This window comes from Pantoea sp. y20 (assembly GCF_054903455.1).
In genome coordinates, this window is sequence record NZ_CM142816.1 from 2,271,884 (window position 1) to 2,296,308 (window position 24,425).

Sequence of the window (24,425 nt, forward strand, 5' to 3'; positions counted from 1 at the left end):
GGTTCTTTCAAGGAGTTTACATGTCTATCACGGCAAGCTCGTTATACCGTGACACAGGAAATTTTTTGCGCCATCAGCTGGTTACTATTTTACTGCTGGCGCTGCTGACCTCGTTCATTACTGTGATCGTCGGCCACGCGTTAACGCCAGGTGAAGACCAGCTCTCGTTGTTGAGCCAGTCCGATGACAGCGCATCGTCGCTGTTTGAGCTGGTACAAAATATGTCTCCGGATCAGCAGCGTATTTTGCTGCGCGCTTCCGCTGCAGGCACGTTCGCTGCGTTGATTGGCAACACGCTGCTGCTGGGTGGCATGCTGCTTCTAATCCCAATGGTATCGGGCGGACAACGCGTCAGCGCGCTGCGCGCTATTGGCGCATCTGCGCCCATCCTGCCAAAGCTGCTGCTGCAGACCTTCCTGATCACCCTGCTGGTTCAATTGGGCTTTATGGTGCTGATGGTACCGGGCGTGATTCTGGCGATCCTGTTTTCACTGGCACCGGTGATTCTCGCCAATGAGAAGCTCGGCGTGATTGGCGCGATGCGTGCCAGCATGCGTCTCGCCTGGAAGAATATTAAGGTTATCGCACCAGCTATTGTGCTGTGGCTGCTGGCCAAAATTGTGCTGATGTTCTTCTTTTCATCGCTGACCGTGCTGCCCGCCAATATCGCCTCCGTGGTGTTGAACGCGCTGGGTAACCTGGTCTCCGCAGTGCTGATTATCTATCTGTACCGGCTGTATATGCTGTTACGTTAATCGTTATGGCGCTCACCCGGGCGCCATAACTGTACGCTCCTGCCTATTTGGAAACGCTATGAAGCAGTTACTCGATTTTCTTCCCCTGGTGGTTTTCTTCATCTTCTACAAGCTGTACGACATCTTTGTCGCCTCCGGCGCACTGATCGTTGCCACCGGTCTGGCGCTGGTCGTCAGTTGGGTGCTCTACCGCAAGCTGGAAAAAATGACCATTTTTACCTTTGTGCTGGTCGCGGTATTCGGCACGCTGACGCTGGTGTTCCATAACGATGAATTCATCAAATGGAAAGTCACGGTGATCTATTCGCTGTTTGCCGTCGCGCTGCTCTACAGCCAGTGGTTTATGAAGCAACCGCTGATTCAAACCATGCTGGGCAAAGAGTTACAACTGCCTTCAGGCGTGTGGCGCAATCTCAACATTGCCTGGGCAATCTTCTTTCTCGCCTGCGGCTTAGCGAATATTTATGTTGCGTTTTGGTTATCGCAGGAATTTTGGGTTAACTTTAAGGTGTTCGGTCTGACCGGCCTGACCCTACTCTTTACCCTGTTAAGCGGCGTGTATATCTGGCGACAGATGCCGCAACAAGAACAAAAATAATGCCACTCCGCCCGACAGCGTCGGGCTTCTCTTCACCTGCAGAAGAACTGAGCAATGGACGAAAAACATAAGTCGCCGCAAGGCGAGATGGTGTTGCGTACCCTGGCCATGCCAGCGGATACCAATGCCAACGGAGATATCTTTGGTGGCTGGTTGATGTCGCAGATGGACATGGGCGGCGCAATTAAGGCGAAAGAGATTGCCGAAGGACGTGTCGTCACCGTGCGCGTGGACGGAATGACGTTCCTTAAACCGGTGGCGGTTGGCGATGTGGTGAGCTGCTACGCACGCTGCATCCGCACCGGCAACAGTTCCATGACCATAAACGTCGAAGTGTGGATCAAGAAAGTGTCGTCCGAACCGATTGGACAGACCTACTGCGCAACCGAAGCGGTGTTTGTCTACGTCGCCGTCGACAATACCGGGCAATCTCGCCCGCTGCCGCCCGGCAGAAGCAATTTAAGCGATCTGTAACATTAAAAAAGCGGTCATCTGACCGCTTTCTTTTTACCTCTCAGCCACGAGTGCTCATTCGATATTGGCGCCACCATTGATGCGGAATACGATGTTCATGGTGAGATTCTTGCCCGGACGACCTGGCTGATAACGCCACTTCTTCATCGCCTGCTTCACTTCGCGCTCGAACATGTTGCGCGGTTCTGCCGACAAAATCTGGACGTTATCCACACGACCGTCGCTATCAACGTCAAACTGCACCCGCACACGTCCCTCAACACGCAGCGCGAACGCACGTGCCGGATAGGCAGGCTTGCTGACGCTCATCGCTTTCGGACCATCTGAGATGCTCGGCGTTGCGGTCGGATTGGCTTTCGGCGCGGTTGTTGGACGCGTCTGCGTGGTTGCCGCTTCCTGCTTAAACGGATTTTCCTGCGGCTTCACTTGCTGACGCGGTTTCGGCTCAACCTTCTTTTCAACCTTTGGCTTCGGTTTAGGTTTTGGCTTCGGCTTAGGCTCCGGCTTAGGAATCGGTACCGGCTCAACCTTCGGCGGCTCTGGCGCCACTTCAGGCTCCGGCTCAGGTTCAGGTGGCGGCGGCGTGACCTGAGCAGGCGCAGGTTCGGGTTGCACTTCCGGAGCCACCAGCGAAACGCTGATAGGCTGGGACGCTTTTGGAACTTCAATCACCTGATGAAAAGATGCATAGAGAATGCCAGCGATCAACGAACCGTGAAGTACCACGGATAAAATTACAGCAATGGGGGTACGTGAAGGTAAAGGCGTAGTCAACGTGGTCATATCATTCATGTTCATTGAGTGAAGCGCAGATTTTAAATGCAAATAGCAATCAGTTTCAATAAGCGATGTGCAAGCGCCCCGCAGAAAGGTCTTTTTTAACCCTGATTGCGCTGAATGACAGCGTATTTATCTTTCGTTTGCACTCTGATTAACGATCACTTAACGTGTCACGCAATTTCGGCAAGTCTAACGGGAGTATCCCATCGTGCTTTACGTCATTTATGCGGAAGATACCGCTGATTCACTGGAAAAACGCAACTCGGTACGTCCCGCGCATCTTGCTCGTTTGAAGCTGTTGCAAGATGAAGGTCGACTGATTGCTGCGGGTCCGCTGCCAGCAGTTGACAGCAACGATCCAGGCCCGGCCGGTTTCAGCGGTTCCGTGATCATCGCCGAATTCTCTTCGCTGGAAGTCGCGGAATCATGGGCCAAGGATGATCCCTACATTGCCGCAGGCGTGTATGAGAAAGTCGCGGTCAAACCGTTCAAACGCGTTTTCTAATCTATGTGGTTGTCAGTTTTACTGCTGGTGATAGCATTCGCTTTCATCGGCAGAGCACTTTGGCTATGGCGTCAGCAAGGCTGGCGCAACGCTCGTCAGCACGTTGTGATGTTAATTGTGCTGGCAGCGGCAGTAGAGATGGTCAATGTCATCCGGGTGCTACGCGGCGCATGATGGCCGCGTAAACCCATCAGTCCATTTGCGAGATAAACAGGATGGAGCGGCGATGTTGCTGCGCCACCTGATGACGAATGGTATGGATGCGCTTATAACGACGCGACTGCCCTTCCAGCCAGCGAGAACGACGACGGTGTACCTGCCGTAACATTCTCCAGCGCGCCACTTCATTTTTGCTGCGTCTCATCACATCCTCTCAGACAGGCTAAACTCGGCAGGCATTATAAAGATCTGCCAGGAAATGCCAAATCGAAAGCTTCATCGAAACGTCATTCACGATTAAAGGTTTCACTCCCTGTGATCAGCACGTAAACTTTGCACAACAAAGCGCGAACAGGACGTCCACTTAATGACCACATTTTATACCCTAATCAGTTGGTTGCTGCTGTTTGGTTACTGGCTGCTGATTGCGGGTGTCACGCTACGTATTCTGATGAAACGCCGCGCAGTCACCTCAGCAATGGCCTGGCTGCTGATCATCTACATTCTACCGCTGGTGGGTATAATCGCTTATCTCTCTTTTGGTGAGCTGCATTTAGGTAAAAGGCGTGCCGAACGCGCGCGCACCATGTGGCCCTCCACCGCCAAATGGCTTAACGATCTCAAACAGTGCCGTCATATCTTCGCCACTGAACACAGCGACGTGGCGCGGTCCCTGTTTGATTTGTGCCGCCATCGTCAGGGCATCGCCGGCGTGAAAGGTAATCAGCTGCAGTTGCTGACCAACTCCGATGACGTGATGCACGCACTGATCCGTGATATCCAGCTGGCACGGCATAATATCGAGATGGTGTTCTATATCTGGCATCCCGGCGGGCTGGCCGATGAAGTGGCGGAATCGCTGATGGCCGCATCGCGTCGCGGTGTACATTGCCGTTTGATGCTGGATTCAGCGGGCAGCGTCACCTTCTTCCGCAGTCCGTGGGTCAACATGATGCGCAATGCCGGCATCGACGTGGTTGAAGCATTGCAGGTAAGCCTGCTGCGTGTTTTCCTGCGCCGCATGGACTTGCGACAGCATCGTAAAGTGGTGCTGATCGATAACTACATCGCTTATACCGGCAGCATGAATCTGGTTGATCCACGCTTCTTTAAGCAGGAAGCCGGCGTGGGCCAATGGATTGACCTGATGGCGCGCATGGAAGGCCCGGTGGCAACCACCATGGGCATTGTGTATGCCTGCGACTGGGAGATTGAAACCGGTAAACGCATTCTGCCGCCCGCGCCGGATGGCAACGTGATGCCCTTCGAACAGGAGAGCGGGCATACCATTCAGGTGATCGCTTCTGGGCCCGGCTTTCCGGAAGATATGATCCATCAGGCGTTACTCACAGCGGTCTACTCCGCGCGTCAGCAGCTGATTATGACCACGCCCTACTTTGTGCCGAGCGATGACCTGCTGCACGCCATCTGTACCGCAGCGTTACGCGGTGTGGAAGTGAGCATCATTGTGCCGCGCCATAATGATTCGCTGCTGGTAGGCTGGGCGAGTCGTGCCTTCTTCACCGAACTGCTGGAAGCCGGCGTGAAGATTTACCAGTTTGAAGATGGCCTATTGCATACCAAAAGTGTGCTGGTTGACGGGCAGCTGAGTTTGGTCGGCACGGTTAATCTGGATATGCGCAGCCTGTGGCTCAACTTTGAGATCACCTTGGTGGTTGATGATGACGGCTTTGGCAGCGATCTCGCTACCGTGCAGGATGATTACATCGCCCGCTCACGCTTACTGGATGGTGCTCGCTGGGCTAAACGTGCCTGGTGGCAACGCATCGTTGAACGACTGTTTTACTTCTTTAGTCCTTTACTGTAAAACGAGCGAAAATATTACCGCCTCAGGGCAAGCAGGAATGACCATGGATTTAAATAATCGCCTTACTGAAGATGAAACGCTGGAGCAGGCTTACGATATTTTTCTTGAGCTGGCTGGCGACAATCTCGATCCCGCTGACATTATTCTGTTCAATCTGCAGTTTGAAGAGCGCGGTGGCGCGGAACTGTTCGATCCTGCGGAAGACTGGCAGGAACATGTTGATTTCGATCTCAACCCAGACTTCTTCGCAGAAGTGGTGATTGGCTTAGGTGAAGCCGACGGCGAGCCGATCACTGATGTGTTCGCACGCGTCCTGCTTTGCCGCGAGAAAGATAACAAACTCTGCCACATCCTGTGGCGCGAGTAAGCGACAGACAAAAAACGCCGGGCAATCGCCCGGCGTTTTCATTTACAGCGGATCGACTTTTAAACAAGAGACCGCATGACGGAAGCTGCCTTCCAGCAGCGGCCGGGTTTTCGCGCACTCTGGTCCGGCAATCGGGCAACGGGTGCGGAACACGCATCCCGATGGCGGATTGATCGGCGATGGCAGCTCTCCTTCCAGCAGCTGGATTTGCTTGTTCTTCTCCAGGTCCGGATCGGGAATCGGCACCGCTGACATCAGCGCGCGGGTGTACGGATGCTGCGGATTGTTATACACCGCATCGTAAGTACCCAGCTCAACCGCATGCCCGAGATACATCACCAGCACGCGATCGGAGATGTGTTTTACCACCGCCAAATCGTGCGCGATAAAGATCAGTGACAGCCCCATTTCTCGCTGCAATTGCTGCAACAGGTTAACGACCTGCGCCTGAATCGACACGTCCAGCGCCGATACCGGCTCATCGCAGATGATCAGCTTCGGCTCGAGAATCAGCGCCCGCGCGATGCCAATACGCTGACACTGGCCGCCCGAGAACTCGTGCGGATAGCGGTTGATGAGGTTAGGTAACAACCCAACCTTCATCATCATGGTTTTCACCTTATCCTTCACTTGCTGGCCCGGCATCTTCGGGTAATAGGTGCGCAGCGGTTCCGCAATGATATCGCCAATGGTCATACGCGGATTGAGCGATGCCAGCGGATCCTGGAAAATCATCTGGATATCGCTGCGCGCCTGACGCCATTGCTCCTGGCTTTGCCCGAGCAGATCGCGTCCTAACCAGGCAACGCGCCCTTCTGTGGCTTTTACCAGGCCAATGATGGCGCGGGCCAGCGTTGATTTACCGCAGCCTGATTCGCCTACTACGCCCAACGTTTCACCTTCGTACAAACGCAGGCTGACGCCATCGACTGCTTTTAGGGTATGCGGTGGCTGCCAGAACCACTGTTTGCCATCCTTAATCTCAAAGTGCACCTTAAGGTCGGCGATCTCCAGCAGGACTTTTTTCCCTTCGACTACGGTGCTCATACTAACTCCTCCACCGGCTTGAAGCAGGCACGTAAGCGACCTTCAGCGAAAGGCTCCAGCGGCGGTGCCTTGGCACAAATGTCCATGGCGTAGGCGCAGCGAGGCTGGAACGGACAGCCTTGCGGCAGGCGCAGCAGGTTTGGCGGGTTGCCTGGAATGGTGGTCAGCGACTCGCCCTCCTCAGCATCCAGACGCGGCACCGCACTCAGCAAGCCAATCGAGTATGGATGGGCAGGATGATAGAACACATCACGTGCACGGCCATATTCCATGGTACGACCGGCGTACATCACCAGCACTTTGTCACAGATACCCGCTACCACGCCGAGATCGTGGGTAATCATCACAATTGCGGTATTGAATTCGCGCTTCAGCTCATTCAGCAGCGTCATGATCTGCGCCTGTACGGTCACGTCGAGCGCCGTAGTCGGCTCATCGGCAATCAGCAGCTTCGGCCGACACAGCAGCGCCATCGCAATCATCACACGCTGACGCATACCGCCCGAGAACTCATGCGGAAACATCTTCATACGCTTACGCGCTTCCGGCATTTTCACCGCATCCAGCATGCGCACCGATTCTTCGAACGCCTGCGCGCTGTTCATGCCTTTATGCAGCTTCAGCACTTCCATCAACTGCTCGCCGACGCGCATGTAAGGGTTAAGCGACGTCATTGGATCCTGGAAGATCATCGCAATCTGCTCTGCGCGCAGTTTGTTGAGCTTGCTTTCCGGCAGATTGAGGATCTCTGCGCCGTTAAATTTCGCTGAACCGCCAATGCGCCCATTTTTTGCCAGCAGGCCCATCAAGGCAAACGCGGTTTGCGATTTCCCCGAGCCGGATTCGCCAACAATGCCCAGCGTTTCACCCGCATGCAGTGAAAAGTTGAGGTCGTTCACAGCGGTGACATCGCCATCGTGGGTGCTGAAGGTGACGCGCAGGTCTTTTACATCAAGCAGCAGGTTATTGTTTCCCGCACGTGCAGCCAGGGCTGGCTGAAATTCATGAATGGTCATCGGGAAACTCCTTAACGATCTTTCGGGTCGAGGGCATCACGCAAGCCATCGCCGATAAAGTTAAAACAGAACAGCGTGACCACGAGGAAACCTGCCGGGAACATCAGTAACCACGGCGACACTTCCATCGAGTTGGCGCCATCGCTCAGCAATGCGCCCCAACTGCTCAGCGGTTCCTGAGTGCCGAGGCCAAGGAAGCTGAGGAAAGATTCGAACAGGATCATGCTCGGCACCAGCAGCGAGGCATACACCACCACCACGCCTAATACGTTTGGCACAATGTGACGCAGCACGATTTTGAAGGTGCTCACACCGCCGACCTGCGCCGCTTCGATGAACTCTTTGCGCTTCAGGCCCAGCGTCTGCCCACGTACGATACGCGCCATATCCAGCCACGACACCATGCCGATCGCCACAAAGATCAGCAGAATGTTGCGACCAAAGAAGGTTACCAGCAGGATAACGAAGAACATGAACGGGAAGGAGTTGAGGATCTCCAGAATACGCATCATCACCGAGTCGATTTTACCGCCCAGATAACCCGCCAGTGAGCCATACAGCGTGCCCACCAGCACCGCGATCAGCGCGGAGGCAATGCCCACCATCAGCGAGATACGGCCACCAATCGCAACACGCACCAGCAGGTCGCGACCCGATGAATCGGTGCCAAACCAGTGGCCGGAGACGGTATCCGGCGCGGCAGACATCATCGCCCAGTCGGTGTCGTCATATTTGAACTGCGACAACATCGGGGCGAACACCACGAACAAAGTGATCACCAGCAGCACCAGCAGGCTGATGAAGGCTGCACGGTTGTGAATAAAGCGGCGACGCGCATCCTGCCAGAGGCTGCGCCCTTCGACTTCCAGTTTTTCACTGAAGGCATCCAGAGCTTCGCTGTTTTTTTTACTTAACATCATGGGCGAGCTCCACAATCAGTAACGGATTTTCGGATCGATCACGGCGTACAGCACATCAACGATCGCGTTAAACAGAATGGTCAGCACGCCAACCAGAATGGTCAGACTCATCACCAGCGAGTAGTCACGGTTCAATGCCCCGTTAACGAACAGCTGGCCGATGCCCGGCAAACCATAGATGGATTCAATCACCATGGAACCGGTGATGATGCCGACAAACGCCGGTCCCATATAGGAAAGCACCGGCAACATGGCAGGCTTCAGCGCGTGACGCAGCACGATACGACGCAATGGCAGTCCTTTAGCGCGCGCGGTACGGATGAAGTTTGAATGCATCACTTCAATCATCGAACCACGGGTAATACGCGCGATGCTGGCGATGTAGGCCAGCGACAGCGCCACCATCGGCAGCAACATGTAATTCCATTGGCCGCCGTTCCAGCCGCCGCCTGGTAGCCAGCGTAAGGTAATCGCAAACACCAGCACCAGTAACGGTGCCACGACAAAGCTGGGGATCACCACGCCGGTCATCGCGACCCCCATCACGGCATAATCCCACAAACTGTTTTGCTTCAGGGCGGCGATCACGCCAGCCGTTACGCCCAGCACCACGGCGAGGAAGAAGGCAGCCAGACCAAGTTTGGCTGACACCGGGAAGGCGTGGCCGACCAGATAATTGACCGAGTAATCTTTGTATTTAAACGAAGGGCCAAAGTCGCCATGTGCCAACTGCACCAGGTAGCTCAGGTACTGTTTGCCAATGGGATCGTTGAGATGGTACTTCGCTTCGATATTCGCCATCACTTCCGGCGAGAGGACACGTTCGCCGGTAAATGGACTGCCGGGTGCCAGTCGCATCATAAAGAAAGAGATGGTGATGAGGATAAACAGCGTCGGGATGGCTTCAAGGAGCCGACGCAGGATGAATTTTAACATTGCCGTACCTACCAGGCTGTTGCTTCACAAAGTAAAAAGGCGGTGCCGCAGCACCGCCACTGTCGATAGCCTGAGTGCTATTAATGTTTAATGATATACAGGTTTTTATCGACGGTTTTATCCAGCGGATCGTTGCCGGTGTAACCGCCCACGTAAGGTTTCACCAAACGCGCATTGACGTAGTAGTAAACCGGTACAATGGTGCTGTCTTTATCCAGAATCTGCTCAGCTTTCTGATAATCCGCTACGCGCGCTTTATCGTCTGTGGCTTTAACCGCATCGTGAATAACTTTATCGAAGTCAGCGCTTTTGTAATGCGAGGTGTTACTGCTGCTGTCAGACAGCATGATGTTCAGGAATGAAGTCGGTTCGTTGTAATCCGCACACCATGCCGCACGAGAGACATCAAAGTTGCCCTGATGACGCGTGTCGAGGAAGGTTTTCCACTCCTGGTTTTCCAGCTTAATGTTCACGCCGATGTTTTTCTTCCAGATAGAAGAGGCGGCGATCGCCAGTTTCTTGTGCAGATCGGAGGTGTTGTACAGCAGGTTGAAGGTCAGCGGTTTATCCGCGGTGTAACCCGCTTCAGCCAGCAGCTTTTTCGCTTCTTCGTTACGCTTGTTCTGATCCCACTTGAACCAATCCGGCGGCAGCAGTTCCATGCCATCGGTGGCTGGCGGGGTGAAGCTGTAAGCCGGTTGCTGACCTTGTGCCAGAACCTTGTTCACCATGATGTCGCGATCCAGACCGAGTTTCAGCGCGGTACGCACGCGTGGATCGGTGAATGGCGCTTTCTGGTTATTGATTTCGTAGTAATAGGTGCACAGGTATGGCTTGACCATCAACTCTTTGCCGTTGTCACGCTGCAGTTTTTTGAACAGCTCGATAGGCATGTTGTTGTAAGTGATATCGCTGCCGTTCTCAGAGAAGTAACGGTTAACGTCGCTGACTTCGGAGTTAATTGGCAGGAAGGTGACTTTGTTCAGCACGGTGTGCTCGTTATCCCAATACTGCGGGTTACGCACCAGCGTTACGCGTTCGTTGATCACGTGGGATTCAAGTTTGAAGGCGCCGTTTCCGACCCAGTTTTGCGGCTGGGTCCACTGATCGCCAAATTTGTCGATCGCCGGCTTATACACCGGAGACATCACGGAGTTGATCAGCAGTTTATAGAAGTACGGCACGGGCTCGCTCAGCGTCACTTCCAGCGTGTGATCGTCGATGGCTTTTACGCCCAGCTCGGAAGTTGGCTTTTTACCGGCGATGATGTCGTCAACATTGACGATGTGGCCGTATTGCGGATAGCTGGCATAAGGCGATGCGGTTTTCGGATCGACCAGGCGCTGCCAGCTATATACGAAATCTTGTGCAGTAACCGGCTCACCGTTGGACCATTTTGCGTTCTTGCGCAGGTGGAAAGTCCAGACTTTGAAATCTTTGTTTTCCCAGCTTTCTGCCACGCCCGGTACCGGTTTGCCATCGCTGTCGCTGGTGATTAAACCTTCATACAGGTCACGCGCGATGTTGTCTTCGGGTACACCTTCAATCTTGTGGGGATCCAGCGACTGTACTTCATCGCCGTTACCGCGAACCAGTTCCTGTTTTGCTGCCAATTCAACGCCTGCTGGCACTGTTGCTGCCAGCGCGGCATTCCCTGCCAGCGCGCCGATTGCGGCTGATACGCCCACGGCAATCAGGCTTTTTTTTGTGATGTTGTTCATTATTACGCTCCAGTTTTATTATCTTTACCGGGTCGATTTAACGCCCGGCGTACCCCGTTTCCAGGTGATCTTCGCGTGTCTGAACGAAGACCCTAATCACCCTTCAGGGTTTACCACGGTAAAGTGCCGCCCGACTGTAGCGCCGGATCGGCCCATTACTCAATGTTTCTTTATGTAATAGTATTTCAACGCCAGCATGTCCTGCGGATCCTTGCCGGTAAAACCGCCCACCCAGGGTTTTACCAACCGCACGCTAACGCGGTAATAGACAGGTACGATTGGCGAGTCTTTATCGAGTTGCGCTTCCGCCTGCTGATAAAGCGAGGCGCGCTTTGCTTCGTCTGCGCTGGTTAATGTTTGCTTCATCAACTGGTCAAACGCCGGGCTGTGGTAAAACGCGGTGTTATTGGATGAACTGCTCAACAGCATATTCAGGAAGGTAGAAGGTTCATTGTAATCCGCGCACCATGTGGCGCGTACCACGTCATACTGCGCCTGATGGCGCGTCTCCAGCAGCGTTTTCCACTCCTGGTTCTGCAATGACACCACCGCCCCCAAATTTTTCTGCCACATCGAGGCCGCAGCAATCGCCTGTCTCTTGTTTTGTTCGGAGGTGTTGTACAGCAGCGTAAAACGCAGCGGGTTTTGCTGATTAAAGCCGGCATCGGCTAATAACTGTTTGGCGCTGGCATTACGCTCGGACTGCGTTTGTTGCGCCCAGGCCGGTGGGGAAAGCGTGATACCGTGGGTAAACGGCGGCGTCAATCCGTAGGCAGGAATCTGGCCCTGGCCCATGATCTTCTGCGCAATGATGTCGCGATCGAGGGTTAACTTTAGCGCGGCACGTACGCGCGCGTCATCGAATGGCGCTTTTTTGTTATTGATTTCGTAATAGAAGGTGCACAGCAGTGGGCTAATTTTGACCTCATCGCCGAGATCCTGCTGTAACTTTTTGAACATTTCCGGCGGCACCACGCTGTTGGTCATATCAGTGCCACCGCTGCGATAGCGGTTGATATCGCTGTTCTCTGAGGAGAGCGGTAAAAATACGCCCTCTTCCATCACCGTGTGGGCATTATCCCAATACTGTGGATTGCGTTTCACCACGATTTTTTCATTTACCACCCACTCCGCCAGCGTAAAAGCGCCGTTGCCAACATAGTGTTGCGGCTGTGTCCACTGCTCGCCCCACTGCTCTATCGCCGGACGATAGACCGGTTTCATCGCGCTGTGAGCCAGCATAGCTACAAAATAGGGAACGGGTTCAGAAAGGGTGATTTGCAGATGACGATCGTCGAGGGCTTTAACGCCGAGTTCAGACGGTGCGGCTTTGCCAGACAGAATGGCGTCAACGTTCGCCAAATGCGCAGCCTGTAAGTAGCTGGCGTAAGGCGAAGCAGTTTTAGGATCGGCCAGGCGCTGCCAGCTGTAGACGAAATCCTGAGCAGTAACAGCCTGGCCGTTACTCCAGCGCGCATCGTCACGCAGCGTGAAAATCCAGATGCGCCCTTCTTCGCTTTGCCATTGCTTAGCGACACCGGGGACGAGTTGACCGTTATTATCGGTTTCAACCAGGCCTTCCAGTAAATTACGCATGACATTGGATTCCGGCACGCCTTCTGCTTTCTGCGGATCAAGCGTTGCCACCTCACTGCCATTATTAATCACGATACGCTGTAATTCAGATAATTGCGTGCCCGCGGGAATTTGGGCTGCCTGGCTTGCTGCCAGTGCGCCTGTAAGGCAGAGGGCAAGCACTGAACGTACTGCCGTTTTCGCTACCATGCATTTCATCAACAAATATCAACCTTAATCATAAGCCTGATAGCCTGTAAGCAAGAAGCGTACACATTTGTCACTATCATATAAAAAATTTGTGATGTGCCGAAAATTATCAGAACAGATGCCCGCACGCCAAAGCTAAACTGCAAAAATGTTAGCAGATTCTCTTTTATCACGTTCGGGTGAGTAGGAAAAGTGTTAATTCTTTTATTGAATTATCGATTAACCAAATGATTTTAAAGTTATTTGTAGGATAACTGCATGTAATTTACTCGTTATTGTTCTTTCAATATGATTTTTACGAATTCGACTATAAAATTAGCCATTATCCGCATAAAGAGTCATCGATTAACTTATCAACTTTTCTCAAATGCTAATTTCAAAGATATGTGCAGAACAATTATCTGTGACGATTATCACAGTTTAGTGTGAGGTTTTACTCGGATGGGATGAGGATAGTAGTAAAAGTGATGCTGGACGTTTGCAGTTAAGGCTAATGAATAAATTAACCAAAATGGTGCAATAAAATGAAGATATGCACCATTTTGGATCGTGAAATCTCTTAAAAGAAAAAAATAACTTCGTTTAATTCAGCAAACCAGGAAAAATAGATTTCATACCTGTAACAATAAACTCGATGCCCAACGCCATTAACAACAAGCCCATAATACGGGTAATCACGTTAATCCCGGTTTGTCCAAGCACCCGCACCATCAACGGTGCTGCGCGGAACAGCAGCCAACAGCAAAAGGCGAAAATGGCAATCGCGATACTAAAACCAATTAAGTTCTGCCAGCTGTGATAACGCGTACTCCAGACAATGGTTGAACTAATTGCACCGGGACCAGCCATTAACGGTAACGCTAGCGGTACCACGCCAATGCTTTCGCGAATAGCGCTCTCTGACTTCTCCTGCTTGTTCTGCTTATCCTCACCCAGTTTTCCGCTGATCATCGACATCGCGATAGTGACCACCAGAATACCGCCAGCAATACGGAATGAATCTATCGAAATGCCAAACAGATGCAGGATGCCATCGCCAAGAAACAGTGACGTCCAGAGGATGATGGCCACAGCCAGGTTGGCGGTAAGATTGGTTTTATTTCGTTCAACCACCGCCTGATAGCTGGTCATGCTGATAAAGACCGGGATGATACCTACCGGATTTACCAGGGCAAACAAACCGACAAAAAACTTAATGTAGCCGGAAAGATCGAGTAGCACGGGATTCAAAGTGGGCTCCGGTAAAGTCTGAGTAGAAAAGCGCGCTTAATGTAGTGCATAAGCCGGGCGAAAAACCAGAGGTGGCGGCAGAAATTTATGCTATCCGTCTGGCTTTGAGCCAGTTTATTTAGCTGCTGTTAACCGTTGGTTATTGCGATGCAGCCGATGCGTGCAGAATATATGGCACATCGCGCTAACTTTACTTGCGAAAGTTAGTGCTGAAAGGTGTCAGCTTAGATCCGGATTGATCTGCATCAAAATTTACCTACCTCATCAGGGGTAATCTTACCCCGTCGAAACAACTTCCTGACGCTTAAGTATCTTGACCAGGAAACCCTTTTAGTAAGCAACGGCAAAACAGACGCCAACCTGCCCAATATATAAGCATAGCGTGACTATACTTCTGGATTCAGGCTTGTTTACTAAAAGAGTTTAACTTCCTTCAGGAGAGCACTATGGCCGTTACTAATGTTGCCGAACTTAATGCACTGGTTGAACGTGTAAAAAAGGCACAGCGTGAGTACGCTAATTTTAGTCAGGAACAAGTTGATGCAATCTTCCGCGCTGCCGCCCTCGCCGCTGCAGACGCACGCATTCCACTGGCCAAGCTGGCCGTTGCCGAATCAGGTATGGGTATTGTTGAAGATAAAGTCATCAAGAACCACTTTGCTTCTGAATACATCTATAACGCCTATAAAGATGAAAAAACCTGCGGTATTCTCGCCACTGATGACACCTTCGGCACGATTACTATTGCTGAACCGATTGGCCTGATCTGCGGCATCGTTCCTACCACAAACCCAACTTCTACGGCGATTTTCAAAGCACTGATCAGCCTGAAAACCCGTAACGGCATTATCTTCTCTCCGCATCCACGTGCGAAAGATGCTACTAACAAAGCCGCTGACATTGTGCTGCAGGCAGCGATTGCGGCGGGTGCGCCAAAAGATATCATCGGCTGGATCGACACCCCATCTGTCGAGCTTTCTAATCAGTTAATGCATCACCCTGATATCAACCTGATCCTTGCAACCGGCGGTCCGGGCATGGTCAAAGCCGCTTACAGTTCCGGTAAGCCCGCAATTGGTGTTGGTGCCGGTAACACGCCAGTCGTAATTGATGAAACAGCGGATATCAAACGCGCTGTCGCATCCATCCTGATGTCGAAGACCTTCGATAACGGTGTGATTTGTGCGTCTGAGCAATCCGTAATTGTGGTTGATTCGGCCTATGACGCGGTACGTGAGCGTTTTGCCAGCCACGGCGGCTATCTGTTGCAAGGTAAAGAGCTGAAAGCGATTCAGGATATCATTCTGAAGAATGGCGCGCTGAATGCGGCGATTGTCGGCCAGCCGGCGACTAAGATTGCCGAATTGGCGGGAATTAGCGTGCCGGCAACCACCAAGATTCTGATTGGTGAAGTGAAACTGGTTGATGAATCAGAGCCTTTCGCGCATGAAAAACTCTCTCCAACCTTAGCGATGTACCGGGCGAAGGATTACCACGACGCGGTCGATAAAGCTGAAAAACTGGTAACCATGGGCGGTATCGGCCACACCTCATGTCTGTATACCGATCAGGATAATCAGATTGAGCGTGTGCACTACTTCGGCGACAAAATGAAGACCGCGCGTATTCTGATTAACACGCCGGCGTCACAAGGCGGTATCGGTGACCTGTACAACTTCAAGTTGGCTCCATCACTGACGTTGGGCTGTGGTTCATGGGGCGGTAACTCCATTTCTGAGAACGTGGGACCAAAACATCTCATCAACAAGAAAACCGTGGCCAAGCGAGCTGAGAATATGTTGTGGCATAAACTTCCGAAGTCTATTTACTTCCGTCGCGGCTCACTGCCGATTGCTCTGGAAGAAGTGGCAACTGATGGTGCCAAACGCGCCTTTATCGTTACCGACCGCTTCCTGTTCAATAATGGCTATGCCGATCAGGTGACTCGCGTACTGAAATCTCACGGTATTGAAACCGAAGTCTTCTTCGAAGTAGAAGCTGACCCAACGCTGAGCATCGTCCGTAAAGGTGCAGAGCAGATGAACAGCTTTAAACCTGATGTGATTATCGCACTCGGCGGTGGTTCACCGATGGATGCAGCAAAAATCATGTGGGTGATGTACGAACATCCTGAGACGCATTTCGAAGAGCTGGCACTGCGCTTTATGGACATCCGTAAACGCATCTATAAGTTCCCGAAAATGGGTGTTAAAGCGCGTATGGTGGCCATCACTACCACTTCCGGTACGGGTTCTGAAGTAACGCCGTTTGCCGTGGTAACGGACGATGCGACCGGCCAGAAATATCCATTAGCGGATTATGCGCTGACGCCAGATATGGCTATAGTTGATGCCAACCTGGTGATGGATATGCCGCGTTCACTTTGCGCCTTCGGTGGCCTCGATGCGGTAACGCACTCACTTGAAGCATACGTCTCCGTATTAGCGAATGAGTATTCTGATGGTCAGGCCTTGCAAGCACTGAAACTGTTGAAAGAGAATCTGCCAGCCAGTTATCGCGATGGCGCAAAAAATCCGGTAGCACGTGAACGCGTTCACAATGCGGCAACTATCGCGGGGATTGCGTTCGCAAACGCCTTCCTGGGTGTGTGTCACTCAATGGCGCATAAACTGGGCTCTGAGTTCCACATTCCACACGGTCTGGCAAACGCCCTGCTGATTTCAAACGTCATTCGCTATAACGCCAATGACAACCCGACTAAGCAAACGGCTTTCAGCCAGTACGACCGCCCACAAGCACGTCGTCGTTATGCTGAGATTGCTGACCATCTGGGACTCTCCGCCGCTGGCGACCGCACCGCGCAGAAAATTGAAAAACTGCTCGCCTGGCTTGAAGAGATGAAAACGCAGTTGGGCATCCCAACCTCAATCCGCGAAGCGGGCGTGCAGGAAGCTGATTTCCTCGCGAAAGTGGACAAACTGGCTGAGGATGCATTCGATGACCAATGTACCGGTGCGAACCCACGCTATCCGCTGATTGCTGAGTTAAAACAAATCATGCTGGATACCTTCTACGGTCGTGAATTCTCTGAGTCATTGAGTGAGAATGCTCAAGAAGTTAAAGCCGAAGTGAAAATTGACAAGAAAACCAAAAAAGCCTAAACCGCTTTAAACAAAAAACCCGCTACGGCGGGTTTTTTTATGGCTTGCTGATGAGTTAAACCTGCGGCGATTGTGAGCCATATATCGCCTGAAGTGAACCCTCATCGATTGCCTGCTTATAGTGTTTACGGCAGACCGATATATAACGCTCATTGCCACCAATCACCACCTGCTCGCCTTCGCTGAAAGGTTTACCCTTTGCATCAAGACGAAGCACCATGCTGGCTTTTCTGCCACAGTGGCAGATGGTTTTAAGCTCAACCAGCTTATCCGCCCATGCCAGTAAATATTGGCTGCCAACAAACAGCTCTCCACGGAAATCTGTGCGCAGGCCATAGCAAAGCACCGGAATATCCAGATTGTCGACAACATCAGATAATGCTTTGACCTGTTCGCGCGTAAGGAACTGGCTTTCATCGACCAACACGCAATGCACGGGTTGCTTCGCATGCTCTGCAGCTATTTCCTCATCGAGCTTTGTCTCATCGTTATATAAAAATGCAGGAGACGAAAGCCCGATACGTGAACTGACTTTGCCTGCACCAAAGCGGTTGTCGATCTCGGCGGTATAAACCAACGATCGCATACCACGTTCATGATAATTATAAGAAGACTGTAGCAAAGCCGTTGATTTACCCGCATTCATCGCAGAGTAATAAAAATAAAGTTGAGCCATTAGAAAATCTCATCGCAGCCTATATCTGTTGCGGCGCAGTTTACCATAAACCTGTATAGCTGTAGCGATGCATTATTTTTATCATCTGCTCAAAATAACATCACCATTAAGATGGATATCACAGTCACTATAGAAAGAAAGCACGTTTTGACAAAATAGCGATTACGCCGATATTTTATTCATTTAAATTAAAGCCGAAGCGTCAGGATTAGCGTTCAGCCTGGTCAGCAAGTTAGAAAAGATTACCAAATAAGTAAATATATTCTGAAGAGCGTTATCAATCTGCCCTTCTTTTTTATTTTTACGTTTTGCTTTTAAATCTGGCTATTGCAGTTATTTTTTTGCACCATTATTATGAGTCGGCAGAACAACTCCCATTTATTATATTTTGAGATTAGGACAATGAGCGAAGCACTTAAAATTCTTAATAATATCCGTACATTGCGCGCACAAGCTCGGGAATGCTCTCTGGAAACATTGGAAGAGATGCTAGAAAAACTCGAAGTTGTGGTCAATGAGCGTCGTGAAGATGATACTCATGCACAAGCGGAAAATGCAGAACGCACACGCAAACTTGAACAATACCGCGAGATGCTAATTGCCGATGGTATTGACCCAAATGATCTGTTACAGGCATTATCTGAAACGAAAGTTCCGGGCAAAGCTAAGCGCGCTGCGCGTCCAGCTAAATATTCTTACGTTGATGAAAACGGTGAAAACCGTACCTGGACTGGCCAGGGCCGCACTCCTGCTGTGATTAAAAAAGCAATTGAAGAACAAGGTAAACAACTGGACGATTTCCTACTGTAATCATTCCAGCGCTCAGCATTGTAATTAGTTCATCGCTAATTCACTTTGACCAGGTAAGAAAAAGGAAGCCAATGGCTTCCTTTTTTCATGCTTAATTATTGTTGATAGAAGCGGCGATACCAATCAACAAAATGCTGCACACCTTGCTCTACGCTAGTTTGAGGACGGAAATTGATCGCGTCGTACAAAGGTTGCGTGTCAGCGCTGGTACCCAGTACGTCGCCAGGTTGCATGAGCAGCATATTTTTTTTCGCTTCAATGCCCAATGCTTTTTCCAGCGACTCAATATACGTCATTAAGCTGGTCGGCTGGCTATTACCAATGTTGTAAACGCGGTAAGGAGCCGAGCTGCTGGCGGGAGAACCTGCTTCCACCGTCCACTTTTCATCCGGTTGAGGAATCACATCCTGCAAGCGCACGATTGCTTCAGCAATATCATCGATATACGTAAAGTCACGCGTCATTTGTCCGTTGTTATAGACGTCAATTTGCTCACCCGCTAACATCGCGCGTGTAAATTTGAACAATGCCATATCCGGACGGCCCCATGGGCCATACACGGTGAAGAAACGTAATCCCGTAGTGGGCAATTGATAAAGGTGTGAATAGGTATGCGACATCAATTCGTTGGCTTTTTTTGTGGCCGCATAAAGTGAAACCGGATGGTCAACGGAATCGTCCGTTGAAAAAGGCATTTTGCGATTCAGGCCATAAACTGAACTGGATGAGGCATACAAAAGGTGGCCGATTTTATGATGACGGCAACCTTCAAGAATATTGAGGTGGCCGATTAGATTTGCTTCGGCATAAGCATGGGGATTTTCGATTGAATAACGCACGCCGGCTTGAGCGCCCAAATGAATAACGCGTTCAAACGCGTGCTCAGCGAATAAAGAGGAAATGGCCTGGCGATCCGCCAGGTCCATTTTTACGAAAATAAAATCAGGATGTTGGGTGTTCTGGTCTAAACGAGCCTGTTTTAGGCTGACATCATAATAGTCATTCAGATTATCGATACCGACAACCTGGTGACCAGCGGCCAGCAAACGCTGACTGACGTGAAATCCAATAAAACCTGCCGCGCCGGTGACCAGAAACTTCATACATCCCTCATTATTCTACGATTTTAATTGACGCTCCGCGGCCGATTGCATAGTACATGAAACCGCGCTTGCTGATACGCTCAGGATCATACAGGTTACGACCATCAAAAATCACGGGTTCTTTTAACGCACTTTTGATGACGTCAAAGTCTGGCGCACGGAAGTTTTGCCACTCAGTACAGATCACTAAGCCATCCGCACCCTGCAGCGCTGCTTCCTTGGTACCCATCAACTTCAGATCGTTACGATGGCCGTAAATGCGTTGCGCTTCGTCCATCGCTTCTGGGTCGAACGCCTGAACCGTTGCCCCTGCTTCCCACAGCGTCTCCATCAGCACGCGGCTGGAGGCTTCACGCATATCGTCAGTGTTCGGTTTGAACGCCAGTCCCCACAGAGCAAAGGTTTTGCCGCGCAGATCGTCGCCAAAATGGCGTTTGATAAAGGTTGGCAGCTTGTTCTTCTGTGAATCGTTGACGTCTTCAACCGCCTGCAGTAGACGCGGAGTGTAACCAATTGACTCAGCAGTGCGAATCAGCGCCTGCACGTCTTTCGGGAAACAAGAACCGCCATAGCCGCAGCCTGGATAGATGAAGTGATAACCAATACGTGAATCTGAACCAATACCCTGGCGAACTTTCTCGACGTCGGCTCCCAGACGTTCTGCCAGGTTAGAGATCTCGTTCATGAAGCTGATTTTGGTTGCCAGCATGCAGTTAGCCGCATATTTGGTCAGCTCTGCACTACGAATGTCCATCAAAATCATACGATCATGATTACGGTTGAACGGCTCGTAAAGCTCGCGTAACAACTCAACCACTTCATCATTATCGGTACCGACAACGATACGTTCAGGACGCATGCAGTCATTGACTGCCGCACCTTCTTTGAGGAATTCCGGGTTTGAAACCACGTCAAAGGCGATGTTTGCATCACGCTTTTGCAGGGTTTCCGTCATTACCGCTCGCACGCGATCTGCGGTACCCACTGGTACAGTAGATTTGTCGATAACAACTTTGTGATCGTTCATGTGCTGCGCAATCGTGCGCGCAACGGCAGTCACATACTTCAGATCGGCAGAACCGTCTTCATCCGGTGGCGTACCCACGGCGATAAACTGCATCACGCCATGATTAACGCCTTCTTCCGCATTCGTACTGAACTTCAGGCGACCCGACTCGTAATTAGACATAACAAGCGGCGTCAGGCCTGGTTCAAAGATCGGAATATTGCCTTTCTTTAAGTTCTCGACTTTCTTTTCGTCGACATCAATGCAGAGAACGTCATGTCCGACTTCGGCCAACACCGCAGCCTGAACCAGACCGACATAGCCGATACCAAATACAGTGACTTTCATTGAATTATCCTGTGTTTATTGAGTTACTTTTTGTTGCCTACCGCGCCTTCAAGCCACTGGGTGAAATCTTTACCCAGCACTGGATGGCGAACGCCGTACTCAACAAACGCTTGCATGTAACCCAGTTTGTTACCGCAGTCATGGCTGACACCGTTCAGGTGATAAGCTTCAACGGTCTCTTTTTCCATCAGCATCGCAATGGAATCAGTCAGCTGAACTTCGCCACCTGCACCTGGAGGCGTTTTCGCCAGCAGCGGCCAGATTTCAGCAGACAACACGTAACGTCCCACAACGGCCAGGTTTGATGGAGCTTCTGAAGCTTTAGGCTTCTCAACCACGCCAACCATTGGCGCGCTCTGACCTGCAGAGAGTTCAGCACCCTGGCAATCAACTACACCGTAAGCGGTTACATCAGCAACCGGCTCGACCATGATCTGGCTGCGGCCGCTCTCTTCGTAACGAGCCAGCATCTCTGCCAGGTTGTCTTTGGTTGGATCAGATTCGTATTCGTCGATGATTACGTCTGGCAGGATTACGGCGAACGGCTCATCACCAATCAGTGGATGTGCGCACATTACTGCGTGGCCCAGACCTTTCGCGATACCCTGACGAACCTGCATGATGGTGACGTGTGGAGGGCAGATTGACTGGATTTCGTCCAGCAGCTGACGCTTAACACGTTTTTCCAGCATAGATTCCAGCTCAAAACTGGTATCAAAGTGGTTTTCGATGGCGTTTTTAGAAGAGTGCGTAACCAGCACAATCTCGTTAATGCCTGCTGCAATGCACTCATTCACGACATACTGGATCAACGGCTTATCGACCAACGGTAACATCTCTTTTGGAATAGCTTTGGTCGCAGGCAGCATACGCGTGCCGAGGCCTGCAACTGGGATTACCGCTTTTTTAACTTTAGTCTTATAGGCAGACATCAAAAATACCTCTCTTAATAGGCCGTTCAAGTTAATACTTGATATGTCGGTTTAAAAACGAAATGAGTATATCAGTTACTATCAGGTGGAATTATCCTGGAAGAAGTTAATCCACGGAATTTAGGACTATTACCCAAGTGTAAAGCTTGCTCCTGGTCCTGTCTTTAACCCACGGAAAAATTAAATCTAACCGGTTATTCTTCGGCTGATAGCATCAAACGTAACCTGCCTCCGGCGCCCCAAATATGACACTGCCAGGCGTCGGCACGTTGGCTGATTTGATTAAGATGAGTGCTGCCCATAGTACCAAGCGGCACACCATTACTGAGTTGGATTTGATGAGTATTGACATGCAACGTCGCGTTGAGCCCTGCTGAAACCAGGATTAGGTTTTTTAACTGGCGATGATAATAGCCCACCAGCAATGGGAACTGCCCGCTCAGATTCGCCTGCCTTAACAGCATGTTGACCTGACGCAGCAGCCCATTCAACTCAGGCAGTCGCTGCTTCTGGCCGGAGAGCTGCTCCTGCAGCAAACCATTGAACAGTGCGCGCAGTAACAGCGCGGCTAACACGCCATTATCGCCAGCGCGCGTTACATCAAGGCAATAGAATGCCAAATCGTTATCTGACAGCGCCGCGATATCCAGTACTAAGCCCGGCTGTTCCGCCATGGTGAGCTGACGGTAATTGATACGGCAATTGGCAATGGTTTGCTGCACCGGCGGCTGGAGCTGTTTAAGTAATTTAGATGCCGCCAGCGGATCGCTGACCAGCGCATCCCAATCCTGAAACAGTTGTTCATCCTCCTCGACTTTGGAGGTAAACATTGATGGATAGAGACACTCAAACACCGCTTCACGGAAACGTTCCATATTTTTGAGCGGTTTTAGCAATACGTCCTGCACGCCCAAACGCAACACATGCGCAATGTCCGCCATATTTTGTGTGGCGGAGATAATCAGAATGGGCACATTGTTGCCGCGCGTGCGAAGACGCTCAACGAACGGGATACCGCCCATACGCGGCATTTCAAGATCGCAAATAACCAGATCCACTGACTGCGCCGACAACAAGGTTAAGCCATCAACACCATCACCTGCCTCAAGCGTTGTTGCACCTAAGCTGGTTAATAAGTTGTCTATCAATGAACGGAAAACGACCTCATCTTCGACAATGAGTATCTTTTTGCCGATTAGCGGTTTTTCCATTCTCTCCCCCTGCGTACCAGATAATTCAATAGTGGTTCATAAAATGCCGTTGCGCCTTTCAGAATTGGCTGAAGTCGCAACACCTGTGAATGAACAACCTGACTATCTGCCACGGACCAGCGGTAATAGTTCATCCATTTTTTTCTCAACGGCGGCCTTGCCAGCCGCAATGGCTTCTTCTGCACGATGGAAGTCCAGTGTGGAAATTTGTGGACAAAACGGCTGAATCAGCACATCCGGCGGATCGCCCGCCATGCGGTTACGTTTCAGGCGATTTTCCAGAACCTGGATTGATGTCGACATAATCTCCATCGCACCCGGCGTTTGATTAGCACGGCGATGCGTCAGGCCAATCAGGCGTTGACGCAGTTTCTTTCCCCAGCTCAGCGCTTCTACTGCCGCCGCTTCTTCACCGCTCTGCGGCGTAACTGACAATAAATCCTGTTGCATCAGATGTGCGTCATGCTGTAAATCCACGGCGATAACGATGTCAGCACCCAATGCGCGGGTTAATGAGATCGGCACGGGATTCACCACCGCGCCATCCACCAACCAGTATCCATTGTAAGCAATGGGTGGCAATAAGCCTGGCATACTACAGGACGCACGCACAGCTTGATGCAAATCGCCTTCGGTCAACCACACTTCTCGTCCGGTACTGAGATTGGTCGCGACGACGCCAAATGGCTTATCGCACTCATCGATGAGGTCGTTGGGAATCAGCTGGCGGATGTGGCTAAACACCCGGTCGCCGCGCAATAAACCACCGCGCTGCCACGACAGGTCCATTAATCGAATGACATCCCAATAACGGAATGCACTCACCCACTTCTCCATCACGCCCAGCCGTCCATTCACGTAAGCCGAACCGACCAACGCGCCAACAGAACATCCGGCCACCACATCGATTTCAATCCCTGCGCGTTCCAGCGCATTGATCACGCCGATGTGGGACCAACCTTTGGCAGCACCTGAACCCAGTGCCAGCCCAATCCTGACCTTTCTCATCTCACCTCATGATTGGCATGGTACGTAGCATCACGCCTGACAGTCGGCTACCATAGCGCACGCTTAAATTTACTTTAATCACTTCCAG

At 51.3% G+C, this 24,425-nt stretch carries 23 protein-coding genes; 8 read left to right on the plus strand and 15 right to left on the minus strand.

Annotated features, from left to right (window positions below):
* Nucleotides 1-20 precede the first annotated feature (20 nt).
* From ACYAC5_RS10640 to yciA, 3 genes are read left to right on the plus strand one after another with little or no spacing between them, the layout of a single operon-like run.
* Nucleotides 21-755 carry a YciC family protein gene (locus tag ACYAC5_RS10640; protein ID WP_101764255.1) on the plus strand — a complete coding sequence of 245 codons (735 nt, stop codon included), beginning with the start codon at nucleotides 21-23 and terminating at the stop codon, nucleotides 753-755.
* A 58-nt stretch (nucleotides 756-813) separates the two neighbouring features.
* Nucleotides 814-1,353 carry a septation protein A gene (locus ACYAC5_RS10645; protein WP_008106564.1) on the plus strand — a complete coding sequence of 180 codons (540 nt, stop codon included), beginning with the start codon at nucleotides 814-816 and terminating at the stop codon, nucleotides 1,351-1,353.
* Between the two features lie 54 nt (nucleotides 1,354-1,407).
* Nucleotides 1,408-1,827: an acyl-CoA thioester hydrolase YciA gene (gene yciA, locus ACYAC5_RS10650; RefSeq protein WP_007892397.1), complete on the plus strand. Its 420-nt coding sequence runs from the start codon at nucleotides 1,408-1,410 to the stop codon at nucleotides 1,825-1,827.
* Between the two features lie 54 nt (nucleotides 1,828-1,881).
* On the opposite strand, the gene tonB is transcribed toward yciA, so the two are convergent.
* Entirely contained in the window at nucleotides 1,882-2,610 is a 729-nt protein-coding gene (gene tonB, locus ACYAC5_RS10655; RefSeq protein WP_192411714.1) for a TonB system transport protein TonB, read from the minus strand.
* 205 nt (nucleotides 2,611-2,815) lie between these two features.
* Between tonB and ACYAC5_RS10660 the strand changes: the two genes are divergently transcribed.
* Entirely contained in the window at nucleotides 2,816-3,112 is a 297-nt protein-coding gene (locus ACYAC5_RS10660; protein WP_101764253.1) for a YciI family protein, read from the plus strand.
* Nucleotides 3,113-3,302: 190 nt separating this feature from the next.
* On the opposite strand, the gene ACYAC5_RS10665 is transcribed toward ACYAC5_RS10660, so the two are convergent.
* Nucleotides 3,303-3,476 carry a YciY family protein gene (locus ACYAC5_RS10665; RefSeq protein ID WP_137385893.1) on the minus strand — a complete coding sequence of 58 codons (174 nt, stop codon included), beginning with the start codon at nucleotides 3,474-3,476 and terminating at the stop codon, nucleotides 3,303-3,305.
* A 162-nt stretch (nucleotides 3,477-3,638) separates the two neighbouring features.
* On the opposite strand from ACYAC5_RS10665, the gene cls reads away from it, so the two are divergent.
* Both cls and ACYAC5_RS10675 read left to right on the plus strand, forming a co-directional pair.
* The gene (gene cls / locus ACYAC5_RS10670; RefSeq protein WP_101764252.1) at nucleotides 3,639-5,099 is read left to right on the plus strand and encodes a cardiolipin synthase; all 1,461 of its coding nucleotides are present in this window, start codon (nucleotides 3,639-3,641) and stop codon (nucleotides 5,097-5,099) included.
* 37 nt (nucleotides 5,100-5,136) lie between these two features.
* Entirely contained in the window at nucleotides 5,137-5,466 is a 330-nt protein-coding gene (locus ACYAC5_RS10675) for an HI1450 family dsDNA-mimic protein (RefSeq protein WP_206098230.1), read from the plus strand.
* 42 nt (nucleotides 5,467-5,508) lie between these two features.
* On the opposite strand, the gene oppF is transcribed toward ACYAC5_RS10675, so the two are convergent.
* The 7 genes from oppF to ACYAC5_RS10710 all read right to left on the minus strand — a co-directional run bounded on the left by oppF (nucleotide 5,509) and on the right by ACYAC5_RS10710 (nucleotide 14,121).
* Nucleotides 5,509-6,513 carry a murein tripeptide/oligopeptide ABC transporter ATP binding protein OppF gene (gene oppF / locus ACYAC5_RS10680; protein WP_462061715.1) on the minus strand — a complete coding sequence of 335 codons (1,005 nt, stop codon included), beginning with the start codon at nucleotides 6,511-6,513 and terminating at the stop codon, nucleotides 5,509-5,511.
* Entirely contained in the window at nucleotides 6,510-7,529 is a 1,020-nt protein-coding gene (oppD, locus tag ACYAC5_RS10685; protein WP_101764249.1) for an ABC transporter ATP-binding protein, read from the minus strand. The genes oppF and oppD overlap by 4 nt, the downstream gene beginning before the upstream one ends.
* A gap of 11 nt (nucleotides 7,530-7,540) precedes the next feature.
* Nucleotides 7,541-8,449 carry an oligopeptide ABC transporter permease OppC gene (gene oppC / locus ACYAC5_RS10690; RefSeq protein ID WP_008106577.1) on the minus strand — a complete coding sequence of 303 codons (909 nt, stop codon included), beginning with the start codon at nucleotides 8,447-8,449 and terminating at the stop codon, nucleotides 7,541-7,543.
* Nucleotides 8,450-8,464: 15 nt separating this feature from the next.
* Nucleotides 8,465-9,385 carry an oligopeptide ABC transporter permease OppB gene (gene oppB / locus ACYAC5_RS10695; protein ID WP_007892378.1) on the minus strand — a complete coding sequence of 307 codons (921 nt, stop codon included), beginning with the start codon at nucleotides 9,383-9,385 and terminating at the stop codon, nucleotides 8,465-8,467.
* A gap of 80 nt (nucleotides 9,386-9,465) precedes the next feature.
* On the minus strand, nucleotides 9,466-11,106 hold the full coding sequence (gene oppA, locus ACYAC5_RS10700; RefSeq protein WP_462061716.1) for an oligopeptide ABC transporter substrate-binding protein OppA: 1,641 nt from the start codon (nucleotides 11,104-11,106) through the stop codon (nucleotides 9,466-9,468).
* Between the two features lie 159 nt (nucleotides 11,107-11,265).
* Complete coding sequence (locus ACYAC5_RS10705; RefSeq protein WP_462061717.1) at nucleotides 11,266-12,900, minus strand: ABC transporter substrate-binding protein; 1,635 nt, start codon at nucleotides 12,898-12,900, stop codon at nucleotides 11,266-11,268.
* A 573-nt stretch (nucleotides 12,901-13,473) separates the two neighbouring features.
* Nucleotides 13,474-14,121, minus strand: a complete 648-nt coding sequence (locus ACYAC5_RS10710) for a YchE family NAAT transporter (RefSeq protein WP_008106584.1) — start codon at nucleotides 14,119-14,121, stop codon at nucleotides 13,474-13,476.
* 446 nt (nucleotides 14,122-14,567) lie between these two features.
* Between ACYAC5_RS10710 and adhE the strand changes: the two genes are divergently transcribed.
* Nucleotides 14,568-17,243 carry a bifunctional acetaldehyde-CoA/alcohol dehydrogenase gene (adhE, locus tag ACYAC5_RS10715; protein WP_101764245.1) on the plus strand — a complete coding sequence of 892 codons (2,676 nt, stop codon included), beginning with the start codon at nucleotides 14,568-14,570 and terminating at the stop codon, nucleotides 17,241-17,243.
* A gap of 55 nt (nucleotides 17,244-17,298) precedes the next feature.
* On the opposite strand, the gene tdk is transcribed toward adhE, so the two are convergent.
* Nucleotides 17,299-17,919, minus strand: coding sequence for a thymidine kinase (gene tdk, locus ACYAC5_RS10720; RefSeq protein ID WP_101764244.1), 621 nt, complete (start codon nucleotides 17,917-17,919; stop codon nucleotides 17,299-17,301).
* 402 nt (nucleotides 17,920-18,321) lie between these two features.
* Between tdk and hns the strand changes: the two genes are divergently transcribed.
* A complete protein-coding gene (gene hns / locus ACYAC5_RS10725) occupies nucleotides 18,322-18,729 on the plus strand; it encodes a histone-like nucleoid-structuring protein H-NS (RefSeq protein WP_101764243.1) in 408 nt (135 codons plus the stop codon).
* A gap of 95 nt (nucleotides 18,730-18,824) precedes the next feature.
* Here hns and ACYAC5_RS10730 read toward each other — a convergent pair whose 3' ends face one another.
* The 5 genes from ACYAC5_RS10730 to rssA all read right to left on the minus strand — a co-directional run bounded on the left by ACYAC5_RS10730 (nucleotide 18,825) and on the right by rssA (nucleotide 24,337).
* Nucleotides 18,825-19,832, minus strand: a complete 1,008-nt coding sequence (locus ACYAC5_RS10730; protein WP_462061718.1) for an NAD-dependent epimerase — start codon at nucleotides 19,830-19,832, stop codon at nucleotides 18,825-18,827.
* Nucleotides 19,833-19,842: 10 nt separating this feature from the next.
* Nucleotides 19,843-21,186, minus strand: coding sequence for a UDP-glucose dehydrogenase family protein (locus tag ACYAC5_RS10735; protein WP_462061719.1), 1,344 nt, complete (start codon nucleotides 21,184-21,186; stop codon nucleotides 19,843-19,845).
* Between the two features lie 23 nt (nucleotides 21,187-21,209).
* The gene (gene galU, locus ACYAC5_RS10740; protein ID WP_101764240.1) at nucleotides 21,210-22,118 is read right to left on the minus strand and encodes a UTP--glucose-1-phosphate uridylyltransferase GalU; all 909 of its coding nucleotides are present in this window, start codon (nucleotides 22,116-22,118) and stop codon (nucleotides 21,210-21,212) included.
* A 194-nt stretch (nucleotides 22,119-22,312) separates the two neighbouring features.
* Nucleotides 22,313-23,329 (minus strand): two-component system response regulator RssB, encoded by a 1,017-nt coding sequence (gene rssB, locus ACYAC5_RS10745; protein ID WP_101764239.1) that lies wholly within the window; start codon nucleotides 23,327-23,329, stop codon nucleotides 22,313-22,315.
* A gap of 102 nt (nucleotides 23,330-23,431) precedes the next feature.
* Complete coding sequence (rssA, locus tag ACYAC5_RS10750) at nucleotides 23,432-24,337, minus strand: patatin-like phospholipase RssA (RefSeq protein ID WP_101764238.1); 906 nt, start codon at nucleotides 24,335-24,337, stop codon at nucleotides 23,432-23,434.
* Nucleotides 24,338-24,425 lie beyond the last annotated feature (88 nt).